Consider the following 21,095-nt stretch of genomic DNA (forward strand, 5'->3'; position numbering starts at 1 on the left):
TCGGAAGGCACGCATACACTGTGACATATGCCGTCGATTCGTCACAATGAGGGTGTGCTGGACGCCGCCCGGGACTGCGTGCTCGCCTACGGGGTGCGGCGCACCACGCTCACCGACGTGGCACGCCGGGCAGGGGTGTCGCGGATGACGATCTACCGCCACTGGCCGGACGTGCGCACGCTGGTCGCCGACCTCATGACCCGCGAGTTCGTGGCGGTCCTCACCGATCTCGACCTGTCCGACCCGGTGCGGGCTGTGGTGGCGGGAGTGCGCACGATGCGGGAGCACCCGCTCTGGCGCAAGATCGTGGACGCGGACCCGGAGCTGCTGCTGCCCTACCTGCTGGATCGGCGGGGAGCGAGCCAGGAGGCCGTGCTGGGCCTGCTGGAGCCCGCTCTCGGAGGCGCCCGCAAGGCCAGGGCCGTGCTCCTGGTCGCCCAGTCGTTCCTGCTGTCGGGACCGACCATGCTCGGCCCGATGACGCTCGACGACCTCGACACCGAACTCGCCACGTTGCTGGAGGCCTACCTTGGATAGCTCGCTCAACGCCGACAGGAGGGCCGGGGAGCTGGCACAGGCCGCCGAGGAGACGGTCGACGTGCTGGTCGTGGGGCTGGGCGCGACCGGCGCGGGAGCGGCGCTGGACGCGGCCTCCCGCGGCCTGAGCGTGGCCGCGATCGACGCCCACGACCTGGCGTTCGGCACGTCGAGGTGGAGCTCCAAGATGATCCACGGCGGCCTGCGCTACCTCGCCAAGGGGCAGGTGGACGTGGCCTACGAGAGCGCGGTCGAACGCGGCATCCTGCTCACCCGCACCGCCCCGCACCTGGTCAAGGCCTTTCCCTACCTGCTGCCGCTCACGCCGGGCGTCTCCCGGGGACAGGCGGCGCTGGTGATGTCCGGCTACCGGCTCGGCGACGGCCTGCGGGCCGCCGCGCGCACCCCGCGCCGCCTGCTGCCCGGCCCCTCACGGCTCGGGGCGTCCCGGGCGCGCTCGCTGGCGCCCGCTCTGAGCGGGTACGGCCTCCGCGGCGCGCTGCTGTCCTGGGACGGGCGACTGCTGGACGACGCCCGGCTGGTCGTGGCCCTGGCCAGGACGGCGGCCGGGCACGGCGCGAAGATCCTGACCCGATGCCGCGCCCTGGAGCTGTCGGAGACGGGCGCCAGGGTGCGTGACGAGATGACCGGCACGGAGTTCGCGATCCGGGCCAGAGCGGTGATCAACGCGGCCGGCGTGTGGGCGGGCACGCTGGACCCCCGGGTACGGCTGCGCCCCTCCCGCGGCACGCACCTCGTCCTGCGGGCGGACGCGCTGCCGGGGTTGCGGACCGGGCTGCACGTGCCCATTCCCGGAGAGAGCAACCGGTTCGCGCTCGTACTGCCTCAATCCGGCGGGCTCGTCCACGTGGGGCTGACGGACGTCGCCGTGGACGGTCCCGTCTCTGACGTCCCCGAGGCGCCGGAGGAGGACATCAGGACCCTCCTGAGCGTGCTGAACACGGTGCTGGAGACCGAGCTGACACGCGGGGACGTCGCGGGCGCCTACGCGGGTCTCAGGCCGCTCCTGGCCGCCGAGGGCCGGACCGCGGACCTGTCGCGCAGGCACGCGGTGCTGACGCGCGGCGGGGTCGTCACGGTGGTGGGCGGCAAGCTGACGACCTACCGGCGGATGGCCGAGGACGCCGTCGACCGGGCGGTCGCCGTCCGCGGCCTGCGCGCCGGCCCGAGCCGTACGGCCGCCCTCCCGCTGGTGGGAGCCGGACCCGCGCCTGCCGGGGCTCCCCCGAGGCTGGTCCGCCGCTACGGCGCCGAGGCGGGCGCCGTCCAGCGGCTGGTCCAGGCCCACCCTGAGGAGGCCGGGCTCGGGCTGACCGCGGGCGACCTCATCTGGTCGGTCAGGCACGAGGGCGCGCTCGACGTGGCCGATCTGCTCGACCGCAGGACCCGGATCGGCCTGGTCGCCGGGGACCGCGAGCGGGCGGCCCGGGTGGCGGAGTCGGCGTTCCGCTGAGATCAAACCTTTCCGTTAGGTTAGTCTTACCTAATTAACGGAAAGAGGGGACTGTGGCGAAAGGCTGTGAACACGCGGAGGGCTGCCACACAGGTGGCATACCCACCCTGGCCAGCGCCACGGTGGGTGCACGGCTCTGGCTGCTCATCGAACACGAGGGCCCGTGGCCGTCACACCTGGAAAACTCCAAGCTTCCTGACAACATCGCCAAACTGGTCGCGCGGGCGCTCGAACGCGGCATCCGGCCCCAGCTGATCCGCCGCCCCGGAAAGCGCACCCGCCCGCGACAGCAGGGCATCCGTGTGCTACTGGGCTACGCCGTGGGCGACGCTCCCTGGCTGGCCGGGGGTGTCGTCGCAGGTCCTGACGATCTTGACCTGGACGCGCTGGTGGCCGGAGTGGTCCCCGAGTCCTGCATACTTGAAGACGAGCCGGTATTTCTGGTCTGCACGCACGCCAAGCGCAATGCGTGCTGCGCCCGCATTGGATTGCCCCTCGCTCGTACGCTGGCAAATTTTCTGCCGGACAGAGTGTGGGAAACGTCACACGTTGGCGGCGATCGGTACGCCGCCAACCTCGTGTGCTTGCCACACGGAATTTTCTACGGCAGCATGTCTCAGGCTGCTGCGATCGCAGCGGCTAACGCGTACCGGTTGGGCGAGGTCATTCTCGACCGTTACCGGGGGCGCGCAGGCATCCCTGAGCCATTGCAAGCCGTCGAACACTTTGCCCGAGCCCATACGGGAGAGTGCTCCGTCGGCGCGGTGGCCGTGGAATCCTCAAGGTCGGACGGCGACGTCACCGAAGCCATCGTGCGCTGCGGAGACGTCCGGTTCCAGGTTGTGGTTGAGCCATCGGCGTTCCAAGCGCCGTGTGGCACGGTTTGCGCCGAGAAGATCACCACCTACCGGCTGGTTTCGCTGGACAGGCTCGCGCCTGTGCTGTACACCACGCCGGCCCTCAGCTGACCAAGGGAACATCACGGTCCTGGATTGCGTTGGAACAGTGACGCCAAAACGTCCAATGCGGCTCAATTACCGAAATACCTCTCACGAAGGTGGTTTTCTCATGTCTCAGGTACGTCGGCAGCTCGCCCGCCCGCGCCCCAGCTGGGGTTGGCAGGATGATGCCGCGTGCCGGGGTGAGGACCTCGTGCTCTTCTTCGGCCCTGACGGAGAGCGGCAGCCCGAGCGCGATGTACGCGAGCGCAAGGCCAAGGCGATCTGCGGCGGGTGTCCTGTCCGCAACGAGTGCCTTGACTACGCTCTGTCCCGTCCGGAGAAGTACGGCACGTGGGGCGGCCTCAACGAGGACGAGCGCGCCTCCGAGCGTCGCCGTCGCATGCGCCGCGCGGCCAGCGCCGGCATCTCCGCCGCCTGACCCGCCCGGCAGCAATCGCAGAGCATCGCGTGATCCCGTAGTTGTCCCGATGAACCGGAGCCTGGCCAGCCAAGCCCAGGCCCCGGCGAACCCGGTCGGGACAACTGCCTGATCAGGCGAACCTCAGCCCGCGCACCAAAAAGCCGCCGTCCATTCGGACGGCGGCTTTCGCATGCCCGCGCACTAGTTGAGCAGGTCGTCGAACTCCCCGTCCTTGGCTCCCAGCACGAACGCGGTGATCTCGGCTTGCGTGTAGACCAGGGCTGGGCCGTCGGGAAAGCGTGAGTTGCGCATCGCCACCTCGCCTGTCGGCAGGGGTGCCACCTCGACGCAGTTGCCGTTGGGATTGCTCCGCGCACTTTTGCGCCAGACGACGGGAAGGCGGCGGGCGGGCGTTCCGTTCCGGAACTCAGGCATGGGTGCGACTCCTTGGCCTTACAGATGCACGTGCATCTGTGCTTACGGCCAGAGGATACGGTGACGCGCCGATCGCCATATACGGGATGACCAAAAATCCCCCTATGCCGTGGGTCACAGGAGTTCGGGCGACATTTCAGCCGTTGAGGAGCCGTTCCAGGAATCGCCTGGTCTGCTGGGGCTGCTCCGCCTGGATGCTCAGCCGGTCCATGACCCTGATGTAGTGCTCGGATTCGGCGGTCTTGTCCAGATAGAGGGCGCTGGTGAGTTGCTCCATGTAGACCACGTCGGGCAGTTCGCGCTCGGGGAAGCGCAGGATGCTGAACGGCCCGCCGGCCGCCGCGTGACCGCCCCGCTCGAACGGCATGACCTGCAGGGTGATGTTCGGCTCGGACGTCATCGCCAGCAGGTGCTCGATCTGCTCCCGCATGATCTCGGGGCCGCCGAGCAGGCGCCGCACCACCGCCTCGTCGATCACCGCCCAGAGCGTGAGCGCGTTCTCCCCCGACAGCCTCCCCTGCCGCGTCATGCGCAGGCGGACCCGGCGGTCGATCTCGGCCCCGGGGGCCCGCTCGTGGGCCAGCTGGATCACCGCCCTGGCGTAGCCGGGCGTCTGCAGCAGGCCGGGCACGAACTGGTTCTCGTAGGTGCGGATGATCGAGGCGGCGCCCTCCAGCCCGATGTAGACCTCGAACCAGCCGGGCAGCAGGTCACCGTACTTGTGCCACCAGCCGGGGGCGTTGGCCTGCTTGGCCAGGGCGAGCAGCGGGGCCCGCTCGACGGGGTCGGTGACGCCGTAGAGGGTCAACAGGTCGGCCACGTCACGCTCCTTGAAGCTGACCTGGCCCAGCTCCAGCCTGCTGATCTTCGCGTGGGAGGCCCGGATGGAGTAACCGGCGTCCTCGCGCGTGATGCCCCGCTCGGTGCGGAGCCTGCGCAGCTGCGTGCCGAGCAGGATCCGCAGCACGGTCGGGCTTCCCGGCGCGTGCTTCAGGATGGTGCTCCCCACGCTCTCCGCGCTCTGTGCGCTCAACGTCATCTCTCCCAGGTCATCTGCACGTGCAGATGCGATTTGCATCGGTAAACCACGAAAAGTCTTGCATCGGTAAGCACTCCCCGTAAAGATGGGCTTTGGATCACCTAGACCGCGCTTCGGGGGCCAGAATGACGACTTTCGACGCCCGGCCGCAAGCCGCCAGCGGCACCCGGCCGCCAGGATGGCTGTCCGCCGTCCTGATCGACGGCGGCCCGAGCGACCGCGACGCGATCTTCCTGTTCCCCGATCTCGGCACGTCCGACCCTGGCTGCGTGGCCATGGCCAGGCGGTTCGTCGACCAGACGCTCGGCTCGTGGGGGGCCGAGCGCGCGGCGTTCGACGCGTCGCTGGTGGCCTCGGAGCTGGTGACCAACGCGATGCGGCACGGCGGCGGGGCGACCCAGCTGCGGCTGCTGCGCCAGGACGCCGAGCTCGCCTGCGTGGTCGCCGACCACAACCGGCAGGCTCCGATCGCCACGGTGGTGGACGTCTTCGCCGAGTACGGCCGCGGGCTCCGGCTGGTGGACGCGCTCTGCACCGGCTGGGGCTGGCTCACCCCCAATGGCCCGCGCAAGCTCGTCTGGGCCGTGCTGCCGGGCTAGTGCCTGGCCAGCACGTCGAGCACGTCGCGGTCGGTGAGCTGGTCGAAGCGCTCGTACCACTGGCCCACGGCCCTGAAGTCCGCCGGGGCGCACAGCACCACCACCTCGTCGGCCTCCCGGCTCATGGCCTCGACGGTGTCCCTGGCCCCGACCGGCGCCGCCAGCGTCACCCGGGCGGGCTTGGCGGCGGCGACCGCCCGCAGCGCCGCCCGCGCGGTCGCGCCGGTGGCGAGCCCGTCGTCGGCCACGATCACCTGGCGCCCCTCCAGGTCGGGCAGCGGCCGTTCGCCCCGGTAGACCCGCACCCTGCGGGCCAGCTCCCGCCGCTCCGCGGCCACCACCCCCACCAGGGACTCGGGTGTGAGGCCGAGCCTGGCCAGCAGCGCCAGGTCGAACACCGGCTCGCCGCCTTCGGCTATCGCGCCGACGCCCAGCTCGGGCGACGGCGGATAGCCGATCTTCCTGGTGACGAGCACGTCGAGCACGCCGCCCAGCCTGGTGACGATGGGCTCGGCCACCTCCACCCCGCCACGCGGCAGCGCGAGCACCACCGGGTCGCGGATGTCGAGCAGCCGCTCGGCGAGCAGCGCTCCGGCCTCTGAACGGTCGACGAACACGCGCTCCATGCACCTGGACGTACCCGCTCGCTCCGGCTTCGCACGGACAGCCGGAGCGGACGGAGCGTCTCCCCTGGTGCGGGCTACGGGCGGTTCCGGCCTGAGCGGCGCATCTCCTTGTGGATGATCTTCCACTTGCTCTGCAGGTCCTTGCGGAGCCGCGCGTCCGTGCGCGCGGCCATCCACGTAGCCTCGCGCTGGAGCTTGCGCCAGCTCTGCAGCCGCCGCTCCGGCAGCTCGCCGCTCTCCACCGCCGCGCGTACGGCACAGCCCGGCTCGCTGTCGTGCCCGCAGTCGTGGAATCGGCAGCTGCCCGCCAGCGTCTCGATGTCGGCGAACACCATGTCGACGCCCTGGCTCATCTCGTAGAGCCCGACCCTGCGGATGCCGGGCGTGTCGATGACGAGCCCGCCGCCGGGCAGCGGGATGAGCTCCCTGTGCACGGTGGTGTGGCGGCCCCGCCCGTCACCGGCGCGCACGTGCTGGGTCTCCATCACGGCGTCGCCCGCCAGCGCGTTGACGAGGGTGGACTTGCCGGCGCCCGACGGGCCGAGCACCACGGCCGTCCGGGCGCCCTCCAGATAGCCCCGTGCCAGCTCGACGCCCTCGCCGAGCACCGAGGACACCGCGTGCACGGCCACCCCGGGCGCCGCGGTGCGCACGTCGGCGAGCAGCTCGTCCAGGCCCTGCTCGAACAGGTCGGACTTGGTGATGAGGACGACCGGCGTGCCGCCGGACTCCCAGGCCAGCGCCACCAGCCGCTCGATGCGGCCCAGGTCGGCGTAGTCGGTGGAGTGCATGGACGGCTCGGCGACGAAGACGATGTCGACGTTGGCGGCGAGCACCTGGCCCTGGCCGTCGCCCGACAGCCCGCCGCGGGAGTCGCGGCTCACGCCGCCCCGGACGAACGCCGTGTGCCTGGGCAGCACCTCGTCGAGCTCGTAGCGGCCCTCGGGCAGCTCTTTCAGCGCGGCCCAGTCGCCCACGCAGGGCAGTGCGACCGGATCGTCCGCCGACGCCCGGCGCACCCTGGCGCCGTACTTCACGCGGTGCTGGCCGTCCTCGGTGATGACTTCGGCCGCCCCGCGGTCGACGCGGGAGACCCGGGCCGGGATGGTGCCGTCAGGCAGCTCGGCGGCGCGAGAAGCGGTCCAGCCGAGTAGAGAGAGATCGTAAAGCAACGGAGTTACACCCTTGGGTTGAGAAGGAACCCGGGTGGTCTAGGTGAGCACCCGGAGGTTGATGGACGGCACGCCGAACACGACAGTCCGCATGGTCCCCACCTCCTCGATCCGTTCGCTTCCGCGACTCTACGCACCTGTCCGGGGGGACGCAATCCGGTTTTTCGGTCCTCTTCCGCCCGGCCGGTTGAACCCTGACGGGGACGCCGGCCGTACTTCCTGCCGACGGACTCGAGAAAGGGGAATGATGCGACTGAGCACGTATCCCCCACCCTCGGCCGAGGGAGCAGCCCCCATGGGCAAGCCGCGGTTACGGCACTGGATGAGGCGCGTACGACCCGACCCCGAAGTGGTCGTGTCGGCGCTCTACCGGCAGTACCACCGGCCCCTGCTCTCCTTCGTGATCCGCCTCACCGCGGGTGATCGGCAGTGGGCGGAAGACGTCGTACAGGAGACCATGATCCGGGCCTGGCGCAGCGCCGAGCGGCTCGACCCGGACGCGAACTCGCTCATGCCCTGGCTCGCGACGGTCGCCAGACGTATCGTGATCGATGACCGGCGGCGACGGGAAGCCCGCCCTCAGGAGCTGGGTGACGGGCCGCTGGAGAGCCTGCCCGTGCCCGACGAGATGGAGGGGCTCCTGCACCAGGTGGTCGTGTCCGAGGCGCTCAAGGCGCTGTCACCGGCCCACCGCGAGATCCTCAACGAGACGATCCTGCGGGACCGGTCGGTCAACGACGCCGCCGAGGCGCTGGGCATTCCCGTGGGCACCGTGAAGTCCCGGGTCTACTACGCGGTCCGCGCCCTGCGGGTCGCGCTGGAGGAGAGGGGGGTGACGGCGTGACCTCGAGAGTGGAACACACCGACGTGGGCGCCTACGCCCTGGGCCTGCTGGAGGACGACGACAGGCGAGCCTTCGAGGCGCATCTCTCCCACTGCCGGTCCTGCGCGGTGGAGCTGTCGGAGCTGGCGGGGGTCGCCAGCGCGCTGACCGGGATCGGGCCCGTGGAGGACGATCCCCCTCTTCACGAGGAGCCGGCCGAGGTGATCGATCTGCTTCGCCGCAAGCAGGCCGTCGACCGGCGCACGCGAAGGAACACGTTCCTGATCGGCGTCGCGGCCGCGGTCACGCTGGTGGCGGGCGGGCTCACGATCGGCACCCAGCTCGGCGGCCAGAGCGCGGCGCCGCCGGCGATGGCGCACGGCACGCAGCTCGGACCCGCCGAGCAGTTCTACGAGATGGGCACGCCCGTGGCCGGCGTCGGCGCCGACGGGGTGAGCGGCGGGCTGGTGCTGGAGTCGAAGGCCTGGGGCACCCACGCGGCGCTCAAACTGTCGGGTGTCGCGGGCCCGCTCGAGTGCGAGCTGGTGGCGGTCGGCAGGAACGGCGAGCGCCGCGTCATGATGGGCTGGGCCGTCCCGACCCCGGGCTACGGCGTCCCCGGCTCCCCCGGCCCGCTCTACATGCACGGCGCGGCGGCCCTGCCGATCGACCGGATCGACCGCTTCGAGGTCCTCACCACGGCGGGCCGCAACCTGCTCACCGTCGACGTGTGACGTCGAGTCCTCCCACCCGGTGGTGGGAGGACCACCGGGTCAGCCATGGGGTCTGCCACCGGATCCGCCACCGGCCCGGCGTCCACCTGCCACCGCAGGCAGGTCTCGGGCGCCGGCAGATGGACTCCTTGCAGGCGCCCCCGAACGACCTGCCGCGCGCGGCGCTCCCGTCCGGCTCTCCGTCGGGCGGCGGTGACCTCGTACCCGTCATCAGCCGTCAGCCGTCAGCCGTCAGCCGGGCCAACGCTCCCGCCTTTCACGCGTAGTCGAAGCCCCAGGCATCGTCGGCACCTGCGGGTGTGACGCGCGGGCGTCGGCGGCCTCGAACGACAAAGGCGATCACGGCACCTCGTACGGCCTCGGAGCTGGGCGACAAAGAATCTTGGCCGCGGATTGAACCCCGCGCGACCCGGCCCCCGTACGGCTTGCTAGAACCCCTCCGGTACGTGACCGGCATGGCAGGGGACATGCCGGTCACCGTCGCCCCGGGGTATCCGGCCCACTCCGGACGCGACGACGCCCCGCCGCACATAGAGCCCGTGCGGCGGGGCGTAGCGTTGAGGATCGCGCGACGGGTGCTTACAGACCCGGCGCCGGGAACTGCGCGGTCAGCTCGCTGACCTCGTGGTGGACGCGCGCGATGACGTCCTCGGCGTCGCCCTTGGACAGGGCCGTGACGACCTCGTCCATCCAGGCGCCGATCTGCCGCATCTCCGCCTCCCGCATGCCGCGCGAGGTGACGGACGGGGTGCCGATGCGGATGCCCGACGGGTCGAACGGCTTGCGGGTGTCGAACGGGACGGTGTTGTAGTTGGTCTCCAGGCCGGCCCGGTCGAGCGCCTTGGCGGCGGGCTTGCCGCCGATGCCCTTGGGCGTGAGGTCGAGCAGGATCAGGTGGTTGTCGGTGCCGCCGGAGACCAGGTCGAAGCCGCGCGAGGAGAGCTCCTCGGCCAGCGCCTTGGCGTTGGCCACCACCTGGTGGGCGTAGGCCTTGAACTCCTCGGTCGAGGCCTCGCGCAGCGCCACGGCGATGGCCGCGGTGGTGTGGTTGTGCGGGCCGCCCTGCAGGCCGGGGAAGACGGCCTTGTTGAGCGCTGTGGCGTGCTCGTCGCTGGTGGCCATGAGCATCGCGCCGCGCGGGCCGCGCAGCGTCTTGTGGGTGGTGGTGGAGATGACGTCGGCGTGCCCCACGGGCGAGGGGTGCGCGCCCCCGGCGACGAGGCCGGCGATGTGCGCGATGTCGGCGGCCAGGACGGCGCCCACCTCGCGGGCGATGGCGGCGAAGCCCTCGAAGTCGATGGTCCGCGGGATGGCGGTGCCGCCGCAGAAGATGAGCTTCGGCCGGTGCTCCAGGGCGAGCTCCCTGACCTGGTCGAGGTCGATCCGGCCGGTGTCCTGGCGGACGCCGTAGCGGACCGGGTTGAACCACTTGCCGGTGGCCGAGACCGACCAGCCGTGCGTGAGGTGGCCGCCGAACGGCAGGCCCATGCCCAGCACGGTGTCGCCGGGCTGCAGGAACGCCATGTAGATGGCCAGGTTGGCGGGCGAGCCGGAGTAGGGCTGCACGTTGGCGTGGTTGACGCCGAACAGCGCCTTGGCCCGGTCGATGGCGACGGTCTCGATCTGGTCGATGACCTGCTGGCCCTCGTAGTAGCGCTTGCCGGCGTAGCCCTCGGAGTATTTGTTGGTCAGGACGGTGCCGGTGGCTTCGAGCACGGCCTTGGAGACGTAGTTCTCCGAGGCGATCAGCTTGACGGTGTCGGCCTGGCGGCGCTCCTCCGCCTGGATGAGCTCGGCGATCTGCGGGTCGACGCTAGCGAGAGAACTCATGACTCTCCTGTCATCATTGACGTCCTGCGAAGACCCAGGCGCACGGCCTCCGCTCCTTTCGCTCCCCGGTGGTCGATCCCACCCAATGCGCCAGTCGCGACGTCATTGACGATATCGGAAGTGCGGCCCCGCTCCGCTCGGCGACGGCCATGCGGGACGGCTAGAGTTGCGCACGCCCCACGCCGCCCCAGAGCCGGTCGACCTCGGCGTTGAGTATCGCGCCGATGAGCACGGCCAGGGCGGTGATGTAGAGCCACAGGAGCACCGCGATGGGCGCGGCCAGCGAGCCGTAGACCGAGACGGGCGAGAACCAGGCGGCCAGCACGGCCCGCAGCACGGCGGCGCAGAGGATCCACAGGAACAGGGCCAGGACGGCGCCGGGCAGCTCCCGCCACCACTTGGTCCGCAGCGGCACGCTCACGTGGTAGAGCACGGTCAGGAAGAGCACCGAGCCGACGATCACGACCGGCCAGTAGAGCAGCTCGATCAGGGGGCTGTACTGCTCCGGCACCACGCCCTTGAGCAGGGTCGGGCCGATGACCAGGATGGGCATCACGATGATGCCGATGACCAGGCCGATCACGTACAGGCCGAAGGACATCAGCCGGGTGCGGATGATGCCGCGCTCCTCGCCCAGCCCGTAGGCGACGGAGATGAGGTCGACGTAGACGTACAGCGCCCGCGAGCCCGACCAGAGCGACAGCAGGAAGCCGAGCGAGATGATCGACACCTTGCCGGCGTCGTCCCTCAGCACGTCGGTCAGGAGGGGCCGGACCACGCCGGTGATCGTGTCCTCGGTGAAGAGCAGGCCGGCGCGGTCGATGACCCAGAGCTCGACCTCGCGCACCTGCTGCCTGCCGAGCCAGGTGCCGAGTTTGGCCAGCACGCCGATCAGCCCCAGCACGAACGGCGGCAGCGACAGCAGCGCGAAGAACGCCGCCTCCCCCGCCAGGCCGGTGACCCGGTAGGCCACCCCGGCGTTCGTGGTCGCGCGGATCGTCGCCCACAGCTTCGTGTCGCGCACCCAGCTCAGCCCGTGCCGGGCGTGAGAGACGATTCGCCTCTTGGACCGGTTAGGCGCATCCGTGGACGTCATGGCACCCAACGTTTTCGCAGTGACTCTCCGGGACAGCTTACGTCCCTGATGTCCTGCCCTGGTCGTTGTCGACGATGCGTGCGCCGAGCGGCAGCAGCGACACGGGGATCATCTTGATGTTGGCCACGCCCATCGGGATGCCGATGATCGAGATGAACAGCGGGATGGACGTGACCACGTGCCCGATGGCCAGCCAGATGCCGGCCACGACGCACCAGATGATGTTGCCCAGCAGCGAGAACACCCCGGCGTCCGGGTCGCGCACCACGGTCCTGCCGAACGGCCACAGCGCGTAGGCGGCGATGCGGAACGAGGCGACCCCGAACGGGATCGTGATGATCAGGATGCAGCAGATCACGCCCGCCAGGGCATAGCCGATGGCCAGCCAGATCCCGGCGAAGACGAGCCAGATGACGTTCAGCAGGGTGCGCATGCTCACAGCATGTCACCACCCGGCGCCGTCGATCATCAGGGATCACCCGGATCGTGGCGCCCGGCCCTGTCCCGGCGGACCGGCGAACGCCTGCGCGATCCGCATCCAGTCGCGCGCCGTCTCCCCGGTGATCTCCAGGGCGGTGTCGGCCACGTTGATCCGCTGCGTGACGGCGAGGCAGAAGTCGAGCATCGGGCCGCGCACCACGTCGGCGGCGTCCGGCGGGCCCGCCGTCCACTTCCCGCCGCCGGGCATGGCGAGCTCGGCCCGCACCGGCCGGTCCGGGGCCGGCAGGCCGCGCACGGCGAAGGAGTAGGGCATGGCCATTAACCCGATGCGCGCCACGTGCCGCAGCCGGTCGGTGGGCTTCCTGGTGACGCCGGTCGCGTCGGCGACGTCCTGTCCGTGCGCCCAGGTCTCCATCAGCCGGGCGGTGACGAAGGAGGCCGCCGACATCTCGGTCCCGTACCAGGGCAGCCGGGTGCGGGGGTCGAGCGGGGTGAGCGTGTCGACGAACCGGGCCCGCGCGGTTCCGAACCAGTCGCGCAACTCTCCCGGCGACAGCCCCCTCGCCTGCATGGCCAGCTCGTCGACGGACGTGACGCCGGCCAGGATGGCCTGGAAGGCGGCCGGGTCCGTCACCGCCGTGCAGGCGGCGTCGTCGAACCAGGCCAGATGGCTCACCTGGTCGCGGACGGCCCACCCCTCGGCGGGCGTGGGCAACTCCCAGTCCTCGGGGCGAAGCGGGGCCAGGAGGGTCTCGAACGAGGCGGTTTCGGCACGCACGTCGTCGAGGAGTTCGGCCATGAGATCCACGGCCGAAAGCCTAACCCGAACATTGTTCCAGGAGAATAATGCAGGTGTGATCTGTGAGAGCTGCAAGGAACGACGCCACGAGGAGTGCCGGGGCGGCTCCTGGTGCGACTGCCAGCATCAGCCCCCTGAGCAGCCGAAGGAGTCCGAGCTGGATTGGCCGCGCCAGGGGTGATCCGTCCCAGACTGTGGACCCGGTCTTGGACATACCGGATCGCCGGAGTATCTTCGAGGTATGCCAGCGGACCCCATGCTCGTAGGTCGACGCCACGTCGACCTTCTGCGTGTCCGCAGTGCCATCTGTTGCGACGCCCGCTAACCGCCAATCTTTACCGCTGAGCGCGTCGCATCTCTCTGTTCCCTGCACTCGATGACGAGGCAGGAGGAACGCTGCGCGCGCCCATGAATCAGAAGGACGCGCAATGAGCACCCCTGCCAGCCGGCATCACAAGCGCCCGCGCGGCGAAGGTCAGTGGGCTCTCGGTTACCGGGAGCCGCTCAACAAGAACGAAGAGAACAAGAAGAACGACGACGGGCTCAACGTCCGCCAGCGGATCATCGACGTCTACTCCAAGCAGGGCTTCGACTCGATCGACCCCGCCGACCTCCGGGGCAGGATGCGCTGGTACGGCCTCTACACGCAGCGCAAGCCCGGCATCGACGGCGGCAAGACGGCGATCCTGGAGCCGGAGGAGCTCGACGACCGCTACTTCATGCTGCGGGTGCGCATCGACGGCGGGCAACTCGACCTGCGCCAGCTCCGGACGATCGCCGGCATCGCCAACGACTACGCCAGGGGCACCGCCGACCTGACCGACCGGCAGAACGTGCAGCTGCACTGGATCGAGATCGAGTCGGTGCCCGACATCTGGGAGCGGCTGGAGGCCGTGGGCCTGTCGACGACCGAGGCGTGCGGCGACACCCCGCGGGTGATCCTGGGCTGCCCGCTGGCCGGGATCGACGCCGAGGAGGTGTTCGACGGCAGCGCCGAGATCACCGAGATCAACGAGCGGTTCATCGGCGACCCGGCCTTCTCCAACCTGCCGCGCAAGTTCAAGACCGCGGTCAGCGGCTGCCCGGCGCACTGCACCGTGCACGAGATCAACGACGTGGCGTTCGTGGGCGTGACGAACGAGCGGGGCGAGCAGGGCTACGACCTCTGGGTCGGCGGCGGGCTGTCGACCAACCCGATGCTGGCCAAGCGCCTGGGCGTGTTCGTCCGGCCCGAGCAGGCGAGTGACGTCTGGGCCGGGGTGATCGGGATCTTCCGCGACTACGGCTACCGCCGGCTGCGGCACAGGGCGCGGCTGAAGTTCCTGGTCAACGACTGGGGCGCGGAGAAGTTCCGCGAGGTGCTGGAGACCGAATACCTCAAGGAGGCGCTGCCCGACGGCCCGGCGCCCGAGCTGCCGCGCGGCAGCCGCCGCGACCACGTCGGCGTCTACCCGCAGAAGGACGGCGACTTCTACGTGGGCTTCGCGCCCAGAGTCGGCCGCCTCGACGGCGACAAGCTGCACGCGATCGCCGACATCGCCGAGCGGCACGGCTCCGGCCGGGTCCGCACCACGGTCGAGCAGAAGATGGTCATCCTGGACGTCGCCGCCGATCAGGTCGACTCGCTCGTGGCCGAGCTGGAGGCCGCCGACCTGAGGGTCAAGCCGTCCACGTTCCGCCGCCAGACGATGGCCTGCACCGGCATCGAGTTCTGCAAGCTGGCCATCGTCGAGACCAAGGCCACCGCCTCCGACCTCATCGACGAGCTGGAGAGGCGGCTGCCGACGTTCGACGAGCCGCTCACCATCAACGTCAACGGCTGCCCCAACTCCTGCGCCCGCATCCAGACCGCCGACATCGGTCTCAAGGGCCAGCTCGTCCTGGACGAGAACGGCAAGCAGGTCGAGGGCTTCCAGATCCACCTGGGCGGCTCCCTCGGCGTCAACTCGGGCTTCGGCAGGAAGGTGCGCGGCCTCAAGACCACCGCCGAGGCGCTGCCCGATTACGTGGAGCGCGTCGTGACGCACTACGACGACCAGAAGAAGGAAGGCGAGAGCTTCGCCGACTGGGTGCAGCGCGCGGACGAGGCGGACCTGAAATGACCACCCGGGCCGTCCCGTTCCACTGCCCCTACTGCGGAGACGAGGATCTGGAGCCTTACGAGGGCGACGGCGGCTGGTACTGCCGGTCCTGCGCTCGCGCCTTCAAGCTGAAATTTCTCGGAATCGGAGTGAACATATGACGCTCGTCGACATCGAGGTCGGATTGGGGCAGCAGCGGAGCACGCTCGACCTGCAGGACATCGTCGAGTCTGCCGCGATCTTCCTTGAGGACGCCTCCGCCCGCGAGATCATCCGCTGGGCCGCGGCCACTTTCGGCGATCGGCTCTGCCTGACCTCCTCGATGAGCGACGCGCTGCTCATCGATCTGGTCAGCCGGGTCAAGCCGGGCGTGGACGTGCTGTTCATCGACACCGGCTATCACTTCGCCGAGACGGTCGGCACGCGTGACGCGGTCCAGCAGGTCTACGACGTCAATGTGATCAACGTCAAGCCGTCGCGCACGGTCGAGGAGCAGGACCGCGAGCTCGGCCCGCGCCTGTTCGGCCGCAACCCGGACCTGTGCTGCTTCCTGCGCAAGGTGGAGCCGCTCAACCGGGCCCTGGAGCCCTACCTGGCGTGGATCTCCGGCATCCGCCGCGACGAGTCCTCCAGCCGCACCGGCACCAAGGTCGTGGAGTGGGACGCCAAGCGGCAGATGGTCAAGGTCAACCCGATCGCCGCGTGGACCCAGGACGACGTCGACAACTACATGGCCGACAACGGCGTGCTGATCAACCCGTTGCACTACGACAACTATCCCTCGATCGGCTGCGGTCCCTGCACCCGCCAGGTCGCCGAGGGCGAGGATCCGCGCAGCGGACGCTGGGCGGGGCTGGGGAAGGTCGAATGCGGCATTCACCTGTAACTCCCAGCCGGTGGCCCGCCCCGTTGGCAGACGGGGCGGGCCAGGGCCGAGTTCCGCTGGTGGCGGTGGCTCACGGGTCTCGCGATCCGCGCGCCGCCGCGACCGTGGAGGCGCTGCTGGACGAGGTACGGCGCGCCCGCCCGTGGCTTGAGGTGCGCACCGCCTACCTCGACCACTCGACGCCGACGCTCGCCCAGGCGCTGAACGGCCTGGAGGAGGCCGTGGTGCTGCCGCTGCTGCTGACTGAGGCGTACCACAGCAGGGTGGACCTGCCCGCGGCGCTCAACGAGGCCAGGGCGCGCGAGCCGCGGCTGCGCGTGCGCTACGGCGCGACGCTCGGCCCGCACCCGTTGCTGACGGCCACCCTGACGCGGCGGCTGGCCGAGGCGGGCGTCACGCCGGGTGATCCGGACACCGCGGTCGTCCTGGTCGCGGCCGGCTCCAGCGACGCCCGCGCGAACGCGGTGATCACCGACATGGCTCGCTCCTGGAGCCGCCGCGCCCCCGCGGCGGGCCGGTCCCTGCCGGTCGGCCTCCGCGGGGCCACGCTGGGCGGGCGCGGGTGGTGGGCGGTGACGGCCGCCTACGCCTCCGCCGCGGCTCCCACGCCCGAGCAGGCGGTCGCCCGGCTCAGGCGGGCCGGCGCGCCGCGGGTGGCAGTCGCCCCCTACCTGCTGGCTCCCGGCTACTTCGCCGACAAGGTGCGCCGCACCACCCTCGATGCGGGCGCGGACGTGGTCGCGGACGTGCTCGGGCCGGCGCCGGAGATCGCCCGGGTGCTGCTGGAGCGCTACGAGGCGGCCCTGATGAGCCCGGCGGGCGTGGTGGCGTCGTAGCTCGGCCGGCCCCGGCACAGGTCGAACACGCCCGGGTCCGGGGCGACCGCGAGGACGCCCCGGATCCGTCGCGTCAGTGGCCGCGCTCGATCGAGCGGCCGCTGTCGCGCCAGTCCTCGCCGTGCAGCTCGCGCCAGTGCTCCCGCCAGGCCGCCCAACGGCGCTGGAGCGGCTTGGCGCGCGAGTCGCCGAGCACCTTGACGTCGCCCATCACCGCGTAGGCGCGCACCCTGACGACCGGCGCTTGCGTGCCCGGCGCCGCCTCCTGCACGTCGACGCGCTTGTCACCCATGATCGCCATGCCGTCGAGGTCGACGTTGACGCCGTCGGGGACGATGATCTTGACGTCGCCCATGACCGAGACGGCCAGGATCTCGATCGTGTCCGTGCGGACCTCGGCCTCACGCAGGTCCAGCAGCACGTCGCCCATCACGGCGACCGCGCCGAGCTCCTGGTCGATCCGCCAGGTGCCGCGCCGCTTGGTGTCGCCCATGATGCCCACGAACCAGCGCCGCTTGCCGCCCTCGGACGGCCGGACCGGCGCGGGGGCCGCTCCCGCGGGCAGGTCCTGCGTGAGCAGGGTGAGCTCGGCGTGCGTGGTGGCGGTGTAGGCGGCCTCGGTGCGGTCGGTGAGCTCGGCCAGCGTGAGCCTGCCTTCCACCGAGGCCTCGCGGAGCTGCTCCACGACGGCCTCGCGCTCGGCGTCGGAGGCTCTAACCTCCCCAGGGTCAGTCATACTCGCAACATATCGCGTTTACCGGCTTACCTGCTCCTCCTATGGGAGGAATCATCATCAATCGAACGGATTGAACCCCTGCGGGAGGCGCCGCGTACCAGGACACAGGGCCCAGCCTGGTCCCGCGGCGCGGCCGGGCCAGGCTAGGGTCCCTTTCATGCATGAGGAACAGCTCTACCGGGCGGCGTTGAACGGCGAGTCGGAGACGGTGAGCGAGCTGCTCGCCCAGGGTGCCGACCCCAACCGGGCCAGCGAGGCCGCGGAAGACGCGGCGGGCGGCACCGGGGGCGACACCGGGGACGGCGGCCTGCCGCTGTGCGCGGCGGCGGCCACGGACCGGGTCGAGGTCGCCGAGGCGCTGCTGGCCGCCGGCGCCGAGGTGGACGGCAGGGAGGGCGGCGGCTGGACCGCGCTGCTCTGGGCCGCCGCCAACGGCAACGCCGACACCGCCAGGCTGCTGATCGAGGCCGGGGCCGACGTGGACGCGGCCAACGACGGCGGCGACACGCCCCTGTCGCTGGCCGCCAGGCGCGGCGCCCTCGGCGTCGTGCGCGAGCTGCTGGCGGGCGGCGCCGACCCGCGCCGGTACGACGGCGACGGCGACACCCCGCTCGACATCGCGGCCGACTGGGTGGGCGTGCACCTGGAGAGCGCGCTGCTCGACCAGATCGAGCAGGACGGCTGGGAGTACGTGGTGGCCCGGCAGTACGCCAAGGACGGCACCGAGCTGGTCACCGTGGCGGGCCGTTCGGCCGACGGATCGCAGAGCGAGCAGGTGCAGGCCCAGCGCGGCCACGCCGCGATCGCGACCCTGCTGGAGGAGGCCACGGACGTCTTCACGCCGGTCGATCGGCTCGTGGCCCGCGCCCTGGCGCACCGCGACGTCGACGAGGACGCCGAGACCTGGTGGGCGGTGGCCGACACGCTGGCCAAGCGGTCCGACGACGAGACCTACGAGGCCCTGGCCCAGCTGTGCCTGAGCGAGGACGCCAGGGAGCGCGAGTTCGGGGTGGACGCCATCGCCCAGTTCGGCTTCACCGACGACGACAAGCCGTACCTCGACCGCACGCTCCCGCTGCTGCAGAAGATGACCACCACCGAGGGCAACCCCCAGGTGCTCCGCTCGGTCCTGGCCGGGCTCGGCCACCAGGGCGATGCGCGGGCCCTGCCGCAGGTTCTGGACATCATCGGCCGCCCCGGCCACAAGCGCACGATGACCGACGCGATCGCACTGGCGGACGTGCTGCCGCCGGACCACGCCGGCGGCCTGGCCCTGCTGGTCGACATGACGCGCGACGCCGAGGACGAGGTCCGTGACTGGGCGACGGCGGGGCTGGCCGGGCTGGAGGCCGACACGCCGGAGATCAGGGAGGCGCTCGCCGCCCGGCTCGACGACAGCGACCTGCGTACGGTCGCCGAGGCCACCCGCGGGCTCGCCCGGCGCGGCGACGCGCGGGCCGAGCAGGGCGCCAAGCGGGTCCTGGCGGAGTCCGACGACCCCTACGACAAGGAGCTGGTGACCGAGCCCTGACCCGCGGTCAGGGGCCGGAGAGCGCGGGCGCCGTGGTGAGGACGTCGCGCGCCAGTGCGAGGTCGCCCGCCACGGCGGCCTCGAACGTCTCCGGGTCGCCGCGCCCGCCCAGCAGGAAGCAGAAGCCGACCACGTCCGCCGTGATGCGGGCGTCCGGCTCGCCTGAGGCCGGGCCGTCCTCCACGCCGAGCGCGAGATGCCATTCGCCGCCGCCCGGGCCCGTGAGCTCCAGCAGGAGCGTGCGGCCCGACCCGTCGTGCCCGGACAGGAGCATCGTCCACGGCAGCAGCCTGGCGCACATGTCCGCGGTGGGATGGATGTGCTCGGGGATCGGGTGCGGCAGGCGGAGGCGGGCCGTGCGAGCGGCGTCGTCGGTGTGGATCCACGTCTCCAGGGCCCTGGCCAGGATGTGGTCCATCACGGGGGCGTTCAGGCCGTCGAGGGCGGCGGGGGCGGAGGCGGGCAGGTTCGCCAGGTGGCGGCAGAGGGCGTCCGCCTGGGCCCGCCAGTCCCTGCGCGTCTGCTCGGGATCGCGCGCCCGCTCGTAGGACTGCACGTCGGCCGTGCGGGTCGCCGAGTCGGTGGCGATGAGTTCGGGGCCGAGCACGGGCGCGCCGACCGACGCCGCGAGCAGGCCGTCCTTGGCGGCCAGGTGCGCGACGAGCTCCTGCAGCGTCCAGCCTTCGACGATGCCCCGGGACCAGTCGTCGTCGACGGCAGCGGCCAGCAGCGCGTCCAGGGCGGCGACGCGACCGGCGTACGGCCGGGCCCAGTCGGCCGTGGGAGCCGCCGGCCTGCGCCGCGCCCTCGCCCCGGCCAGCAGTTGCGGCCGCAGCGAGAGCTTCGGCTCCGCCGGTTCGTCCAGCAGCGCGTCCAGGTACAGACGCTCGAGCGGGTCCATCACACCTCTTCCTGTGCCAGCGCGTCGGCCAGCCGGCGCAACGCCAGCCGGATGCGCGACTTGGCCGTGCCCTCCGGCACGCCTAACTCCTCGCCTACCTGCCGGTAGGTCCTGCCCCCGAAATAGGCCAGCTCCACGACCTGGCGCAGGCTGTCGGGCAGCTCCGTGACGGCCTGCCGCACCCGCTGCGCCTCGTCGGCGGCGAGCACCTTGTCCTCCAGCCTGTCAGGCTCCCGCTCGAAGAGCCGGGGCCCCAGCACCGAGACACGCCGGCGTTCCTCCGCCCGCACGTGGTCGACCGCGCGCCGGTGCGCGATCGTGGCGAGCCAGGCCCGCAGCGTGCCCCGTTCGGGGTCGTAGGCCAGCGGGCGTTCCCAGAAGACCAGGAACACCTCCTGCGTTATGTCCTCGGCGATCACACGGTCCCTGGTGACACGCAAAGACAGACCGAAGATCAGCGAGGAGAGCCGATCGTAGATCTCTCCGAGCGCGGCCTCGTCGCCGCCGACCACCCGCTGGTGCAGCAGACGGTCGTCGTACGGTGCCTCCACTGGCACCACACTCCCGTGATCCGGACCTAGGCGGCGAGTGCGCCGCGACCCGAGCATGTCACTATTCGCCGGAAAAGGGCAGACGGATGTCGGAGCGCCGACACTTTGTCGGACCGAGATAATGTCGGAAGTCCACTAAGCAGAAGGAGCACTCGCATGGCCACCACCCGCACTGCCACCACCCAGTGGAAGGGCGCCCTGCTCGACGGCTCGGGCACCGTTTCCCTCGACACCTCCGGTGTCGGGACCTTCGAGGTCTCCTGGCCGTCCAGGGCCGAGGCCGCCAACGGCAAGACCTCGCCCGAGGAGCTCATCGCGGCGGCCCACTCCTCGTGCTTCTCCATGGCGCTCTCGCACGGTCTCGCGGGCGCGGGCACCCCGCCCGAGTCGCTGCAGACCAGTGCGGACGTCACCTTCCAGCCCGGCGAGGGCATCACGGGCATCGTGCTCACCGTGAAGGGCCAGGTGCCCGGCATCAGCGCCGAGCAGTTCCAGCAGGCCGCTGAGACCGCGAAGGCGAACTGCCCGGTCAGCAAGGCTCTGGCGGGCACGACGATCACTTTGAACGCCGAACTGCTCTAGCGGGAGCGCGATCGCATGCGACAA

The 21,095-nt window shown here is 71.0% G+C and carries 26 protein-coding genes and 1 riboswitch; of the genes, 15 read left to right on the plus strand and 11 right to left on the minus strand.

The window, feature by feature from the left end; all coding sequences use genetic code 11:
* Nucleotides 1-27: 27 nt before the first annotated feature.
* From V5E28_RS07790 to V5E28_RS07805, 4 genes are all read left to right on the plus strand, one after another.
* On the plus strand, nt 28-537 hold the full coding sequence (locus tag V5E28_RS07790) for a TetR/AcrR family transcriptional regulator (protein ID WP_336205719.1): 510 nt from the start codon (nt 28-30) through the stop codon (nt 535-537).
* Nucleotides 530-2,011 carry a glycerol-3-phosphate dehydrogenase/oxidase gene (locus V5E28_RS07795; protein ID WP_336205720.1) on the plus strand — a complete coding sequence of 494 codons (1,482 nt, stop codon included), beginning with the start codon at nt 530-532 and terminating at the stop codon, nt 2,009-2,011. Before V5E28_RS07790 ends, V5E28_RS07795 begins: the two co-directional genes overlap by 8 nt.
* Before the next feature lie 122 nt (nt 2,012-2,133).
* Nucleotides 2,134-2,979 (plus strand): sucrase ferredoxin, encoded by an 846-nt coding sequence (locus V5E28_RS07800; protein WP_336205722.1) that lies wholly within the window; start codon nt 2,134-2,136, stop codon nt 2,977-2,979.
* A 100-nt stretch (nt 2,980-3,079) separates the two neighbouring features.
* Nucleotides 3,080-3,391: a WhiB family transcriptional regulator gene (locus tag V5E28_RS07805; RefSeq protein ID WP_157245964.1), complete on the plus strand. Its 312-nt coding sequence runs from the start codon at nt 3,080-3,082 to the stop codon at nt 3,389-3,391.
* 183 nt (nt 3,392-3,574) lie between these two features.
* On the opposite strand, the gene V5E28_RS07810 is transcribed toward V5E28_RS07805, so the two are convergent.
* Nucleotides 3,575-3,808 carry a DUF397 domain-containing protein gene (locus tag V5E28_RS07810; protein WP_336205723.1) on the minus strand — a complete coding sequence of 78 codons (234 nt, stop codon included), beginning with the start codon at nt 3,806-3,808 and terminating at the stop codon, nt 3,575-3,577.
* A gap of 136 nt (nt 3,809-3,944) precedes the next feature.
* Nucleotides 3,945-4,847 carry a helix-turn-helix domain-containing protein gene (locus tag V5E28_RS07815; RefSeq protein ID WP_336205724.1) on the minus strand — a complete coding sequence of 301 codons (903 nt, stop codon included), beginning with the start codon at nt 4,845-4,847 and terminating at the stop codon, nt 3,945-3,947.
* A 125-nt stretch (nt 4,848-4,972) separates the two neighbouring features.
* On the opposite strand from V5E28_RS07815, the gene V5E28_RS07820 reads away from it, so the two are divergent.
* Nucleotides 4,973-5,446, plus strand: a complete 474-nt coding sequence (locus V5E28_RS07820) for an ATP-binding protein (protein WP_336205725.1) — start codon at nt 4,973-4,975, stop codon at nt 5,444-5,446.
* Here the strand turns inward: V5E28_RS07820 and V5E28_RS07825 are convergent.
* Nucleotides 5,443-6,072, minus strand: coding sequence for a phosphoribosyltransferase (locus V5E28_RS07825; protein WP_336205726.1), 630 nt, complete (start codon nt 6,070-6,072; stop codon nt 5,443-5,445). The genes V5E28_RS07820 and V5E28_RS07825 overlap by 4 nt on opposite strands.
* 74 nt (nt 6,073-6,146) lie before the next feature.
* Nucleotides 6,147-7,244: a ribosome small subunit-dependent GTPase A gene (gene rsgA / locus V5E28_RS07830; RefSeq protein WP_336205727.1), complete on the minus strand. Its 1,098-nt coding sequence runs from the start codon at nt 7,242-7,244 to the stop codon at nt 6,147-6,149.
* Between the two features lie 295 nt (nt 7,245-7,539).
* On the opposite strand from rsgA, the gene V5E28_RS07835 reads away from it, so the two are divergent.
* From V5E28_RS07835 to V5E28_RS07845, 3 genes are read left to right on the plus strand one after another with little or no spacing between them, the layout of a single operon-like run.
* Nucleotides 7,540-8,088, plus strand: a complete 549-nt coding sequence (locus V5E28_RS07835; protein WP_336205728.1) for a sigma-70 family RNA polymerase sigma factor — start codon at nt 7,540-7,542, stop codon at nt 8,086-8,088.
* On the plus strand, nt 8,085-8,801 hold the full coding sequence (locus V5E28_RS07840; RefSeq protein ID WP_336205729.1) for an anti-sigma factor family protein: 717 nt from the start codon (nt 8,085-8,087) through the stop codon (nt 8,799-8,801). The genes V5E28_RS07835 and V5E28_RS07840 overlap by 4 nt, the downstream gene beginning before the upstream one ends.
* Nucleotides 8,798-9,067 carry a hypothetical protein gene (locus V5E28_RS07845; RefSeq protein ID WP_336205730.1) on the plus strand — a complete coding sequence of 90 codons (270 nt, stop codon included), beginning with the start codon at nt 8,798-8,800 and terminating at the stop codon, nt 9,065-9,067. Before V5E28_RS07840 ends, V5E28_RS07845 begins: the two co-directional genes overlap by 4 nt.
* Nucleotides 9,068-9,380: 313 nt before the next feature.
* Here V5E28_RS07845 and glyA read toward each other — a convergent pair whose 3' ends face one another.
* The 4 genes from glyA to V5E28_RS07865 form a co-directional block, all read right to left on the minus strand.
* Nucleotides 9,381-10,631, minus strand: coding sequence for a serine hydroxymethyltransferase (gene glyA, locus V5E28_RS07850; protein WP_336205731.1), 1,251 nt, complete (start codon nt 10,629-10,631; stop codon nt 9,381-9,383).
* 25 nt (nt 10,632-10,656) lie between these two features.
* A riboswitch (ZMP/ZTP riboswitch) is annotated at nt 10,657-10,739 on the minus strand.
* A 52-nt stretch (nt 10,740-10,791) separates the two neighbouring features.
* Nucleotides 10,792-11,655, minus strand: a complete 864-nt coding sequence (locus tag V5E28_RS07855; protein WP_336205732.1) for a YihY/virulence factor BrkB family protein — start codon at nt 11,653-11,655, stop codon at nt 10,792-10,794.
* 109 nt (nt 11,656-11,764) lie between these two features.
* Nucleotides 11,765-12,160 (minus strand): YccF domain-containing protein, encoded by a 396-nt coding sequence (locus V5E28_RS07860; protein WP_336205733.1) that lies wholly within the window; start codon nt 12,158-12,160, stop codon nt 11,765-11,767.
* Between the two features lie 42 nt (nt 12,161-12,202).
* Nucleotides 12,203-12,967, minus strand: a complete 765-nt coding sequence (locus V5E28_RS07865; RefSeq protein WP_336205871.1) for a TIGR03084 family metal-binding protein — start codon at nt 12,965-12,967, stop codon at nt 12,203-12,205.
* Between the two features lie 241 nt (nt 12,968-13,208).
* On the opposite strand from V5E28_RS07865, the gene V5E28_RS49465 reads away from it, so the two are divergent.
* The 5 genes from V5E28_RS49465 to V5E28_RS07880 all read left to right on the plus strand — a co-directional run bounded on the left by V5E28_RS49465 (nt 13,209) and on the right by V5E28_RS07880 (nt 16,770).
* Complete coding sequence (locus V5E28_RS49465; protein WP_354532976.1) at nt 13,209-13,292, plus strand: putative leader peptide; 84 nt, start codon at nt 13,209-13,211, stop codon at nt 13,290-13,292.
* 103 nt (nt 13,293-13,395) lie between these two features.
* The gene (locus V5E28_RS07870) at nt 13,396-15,069 is read left to right on the plus strand and encodes a nitrite/sulfite reductase (protein ID WP_336205734.1); all 1,674 of its coding nucleotides are present in this window, start codon (nt 13,396-13,398) and stop codon (nt 15,067-15,069) included.
* Complete coding sequence (locus V5E28_RS49470) at nt 15,066-15,209, plus strand: Insertion element protein (protein WP_442945786.1); 144 nt, start codon at nt 15,066-15,068, stop codon at nt 15,207-15,209. The genes V5E28_RS07870 and V5E28_RS49470 overlap by 4 nt, the downstream gene beginning before the upstream one ends.
* The gene (locus V5E28_RS07875) at nt 15,206-15,934 is read left to right on the plus strand and encodes a phosphoadenylyl-sulfate reductase (RefSeq protein ID WP_336205735.1); all 729 of its coding nucleotides are present in this window, start codon (nt 15,206-15,208) and stop codon (nt 15,932-15,934) included. Before V5E28_RS49470 ends, V5E28_RS07875 begins: the two co-directional genes overlap by 4 nt.
* A gap of 59 nt (nt 15,935-15,993) precedes the next feature.
* Nucleotides 15,994-16,770: a sirohydrochlorin chelatase gene (locus tag V5E28_RS07880; protein ID WP_336205736.1), complete on the plus strand. Its 777-nt coding sequence runs from the start codon at nt 15,994-15,996 to the stop codon at nt 16,768-16,770.
* Nucleotides 16,771-16,843: 73 nt separating this feature from the next.
* Here V5E28_RS07880 and V5E28_RS07885 read toward each other — a convergent pair whose 3' ends face one another.
* A complete protein-coding gene (locus V5E28_RS07885) occupies nt 16,844-17,506 on the minus strand; it encodes a DUF1707 SHOCT-like domain-containing protein (RefSeq protein ID WP_336205737.1) in 663 nt (220 codons plus the stop codon).
* Between the two features lie 157 nt (nt 17,507-17,663).
* Between V5E28_RS07885 and V5E28_RS07890 the strand changes: the two genes are divergently transcribed.
* The gene (locus V5E28_RS07890) at nt 17,664-19,037 is read left to right on the plus strand and encodes an ankyrin repeat domain-containing protein (protein ID WP_336205738.1); all 1,374 of its coding nucleotides are present in this window, start codon (nt 17,664-17,666) and stop codon (nt 19,035-19,037) included.
* Nucleotides 19,038-19,044: 7 nt separating this feature from the next.
* On the opposite strand, the gene V5E28_RS07895 is transcribed toward V5E28_RS07890, so the two are convergent.
* Nucleotides 19,045-19,938, minus strand: a complete 894-nt coding sequence (locus tag V5E28_RS07895) for a maleylpyruvate isomerase family mycothiol-dependent enzyme (protein ID WP_336205739.1) — start codon at nt 19,936-19,938, stop codon at nt 19,045-19,047.
* Nucleotides 19,938-20,495 (minus strand): sigma-70 family RNA polymerase sigma factor, encoded by a 558-nt coding sequence (locus V5E28_RS07900; RefSeq protein WP_336205740.1) that lies wholly within the window; start codon nt 20,493-20,495, stop codon nt 19,938-19,940. The genes V5E28_RS07895 and V5E28_RS07900 overlap by 1 nt, the downstream gene beginning before the upstream one ends.
* Nucleotides 20,496-20,645: 150 nt before the next feature.
* Between V5E28_RS07900 and V5E28_RS07905 the strand changes: the two genes are divergently transcribed.
* On the plus strand, nt 20,646-21,071 hold the full coding sequence (locus V5E28_RS07905) for an OsmC family protein (RefSeq protein ID WP_336205741.1): 426 nt from the start codon (nt 20,646-20,648) through the stop codon (nt 21,069-21,071).
* Nucleotides 21,072-21,095: the final 24 nt, after the last annotated feature.

Source organism: Nonomuraea sp. LPB2021202275-12-8 (assembly GCF_037044575.1).
Taxonomy (GTDB): Bacteria; Actinomycetota; Actinomycetes; order Streptosporangiales; family Streptosporangiaceae; genus Nonomuraea.

What these genes read in the sequence shown, in the direction of transcription:
- V5E28_RS07865 (WP_336205871.1), bottom strand. Translation starts at nt 12,967, where the DNA reads ATGGCCGAACTCCTCGACGACGTGCGTGCCGAAACCGCCTCGTTCGAG.
- V5E28_RS07790 (WP_336205719.1), top strand. Translation starts at nt 28, where the DNA reads ATGCCGTCGATTCGTCACAATGAGGGTGTGCTGGACGCCGCCCGGGAC.
- V5E28_RS49465 (WP_354532976.1), top strand. Translation starts at nt 13,209, where the DNA reads ATGCCAGCGGACCCCATGCTCGTAGGTCGACGCCACGTCGACCTTCTG.
- V5E28_RS07820 (WP_336205725.1), top strand. Translation starts at nt 4,973, where the DNA reads ATGACGACTTTCGACGCCCGGCCGCAAGCCGCCAGCGGCACCCGGCCG.
- V5E28_RS07905 (WP_336205741.1), top strand. Translation starts at nt 20,646, where the DNA reads ATGGCCACCACCCGCACTGCCACCACCCAGTGGAAGGGCGCCCTGCTC.
- V5E28_RS07825 (WP_336205726.1), bottom strand. Translation starts at nt 6,072, where the DNA reads ATGGAGCGCGTGTTCGTCGACCGTTCAGAGGCCGGAGCGCTGCTCGCC.
- V5E28_RS49470 (WP_442945786.1), top strand. Translation starts at nt 15,066, where the DNA reads ATGACCACCCGGGCCGTCCCGTTCCACTGCCCCTACTGCGGAGACGAG.
- V5E28_RS07805 (WP_157245964.1), top strand. Translation starts at nt 3,080, where the DNA reads ATGTCTCAGGTACGTCGGCAGCTCGCCCGCCCGCGCCCCAGCTGGGGT.
- V5E28_RS07810 (WP_336205723.1), bottom strand. Translation starts at nt 3,808, where the DNA reads ATGCCTGAGTTCCGGAACGGAACGCCCGCCCGCCGCCTTCCCGTCGTC.
- glyA (WP_336205731.1), bottom strand. Translation starts at nt 10,631, where the DNA reads ATGAGTTCTCTCGCTAGCGTCGACCCGCAGATCGCCGAGCTCATCCAG.
- V5E28_RS07870 (WP_336205734.1), top strand. Translation starts at nt 13,396, where the DNA reads ATGAGCACCCCTGCCAGCCGGCATCACAAGCGCCCGCGCGGCGAAGGT.
- V5E28_RS07885 (WP_336205737.1), bottom strand. Translation starts at nt 17,506, where the DNA reads ATGACTGACCCTGGGGAGGTTAGAGCCTCCGACGCCGAGCGCGAGGCC.
- V5E28_RS07835 (WP_336205728.1), top strand. Translation starts at nt 7,540, where the DNA reads ATGGGCAAGCCGCGGTTACGGCACTGGATGAGGCGCGTACGACCCGAC.
- V5E28_RS07890 (WP_336205738.1), top strand. Translation starts at nt 17,664, where the DNA reads ATGCATGAGGAACAGCTCTACCGGGCGGCGTTGAACGGCGAGTCGGAG.
- V5E28_RS07860 (WP_336205733.1), bottom strand. Translation starts at nt 12,160, where the DNA reads ATGCGCACCCTGCTGAACGTCATCTGGCTCGTCTTCGCCGGGATCTGG.
- V5E28_RS07895 (WP_336205739.1), bottom strand. Translation starts at nt 19,938, where the DNA reads ATGGACCCGCTCGAGCGTCTGTACCTGGACGCGCTGCTGGACGAACCG.
- V5E28_RS07875 (WP_336205735.1), top strand. Translation starts at nt 15,206, where the DNA reads ATGACGCTCGTCGACATCGAGGTCGGATTGGGGCAGCAGCGGAGCACG.
- V5E28_RS07815 (WP_336205724.1), bottom strand. Translation starts at nt 4,847, where the DNA reads ATGACGTTGAGCGCACAGAGCGCGGAGAGCGTGGGGAGCACCATCCTG.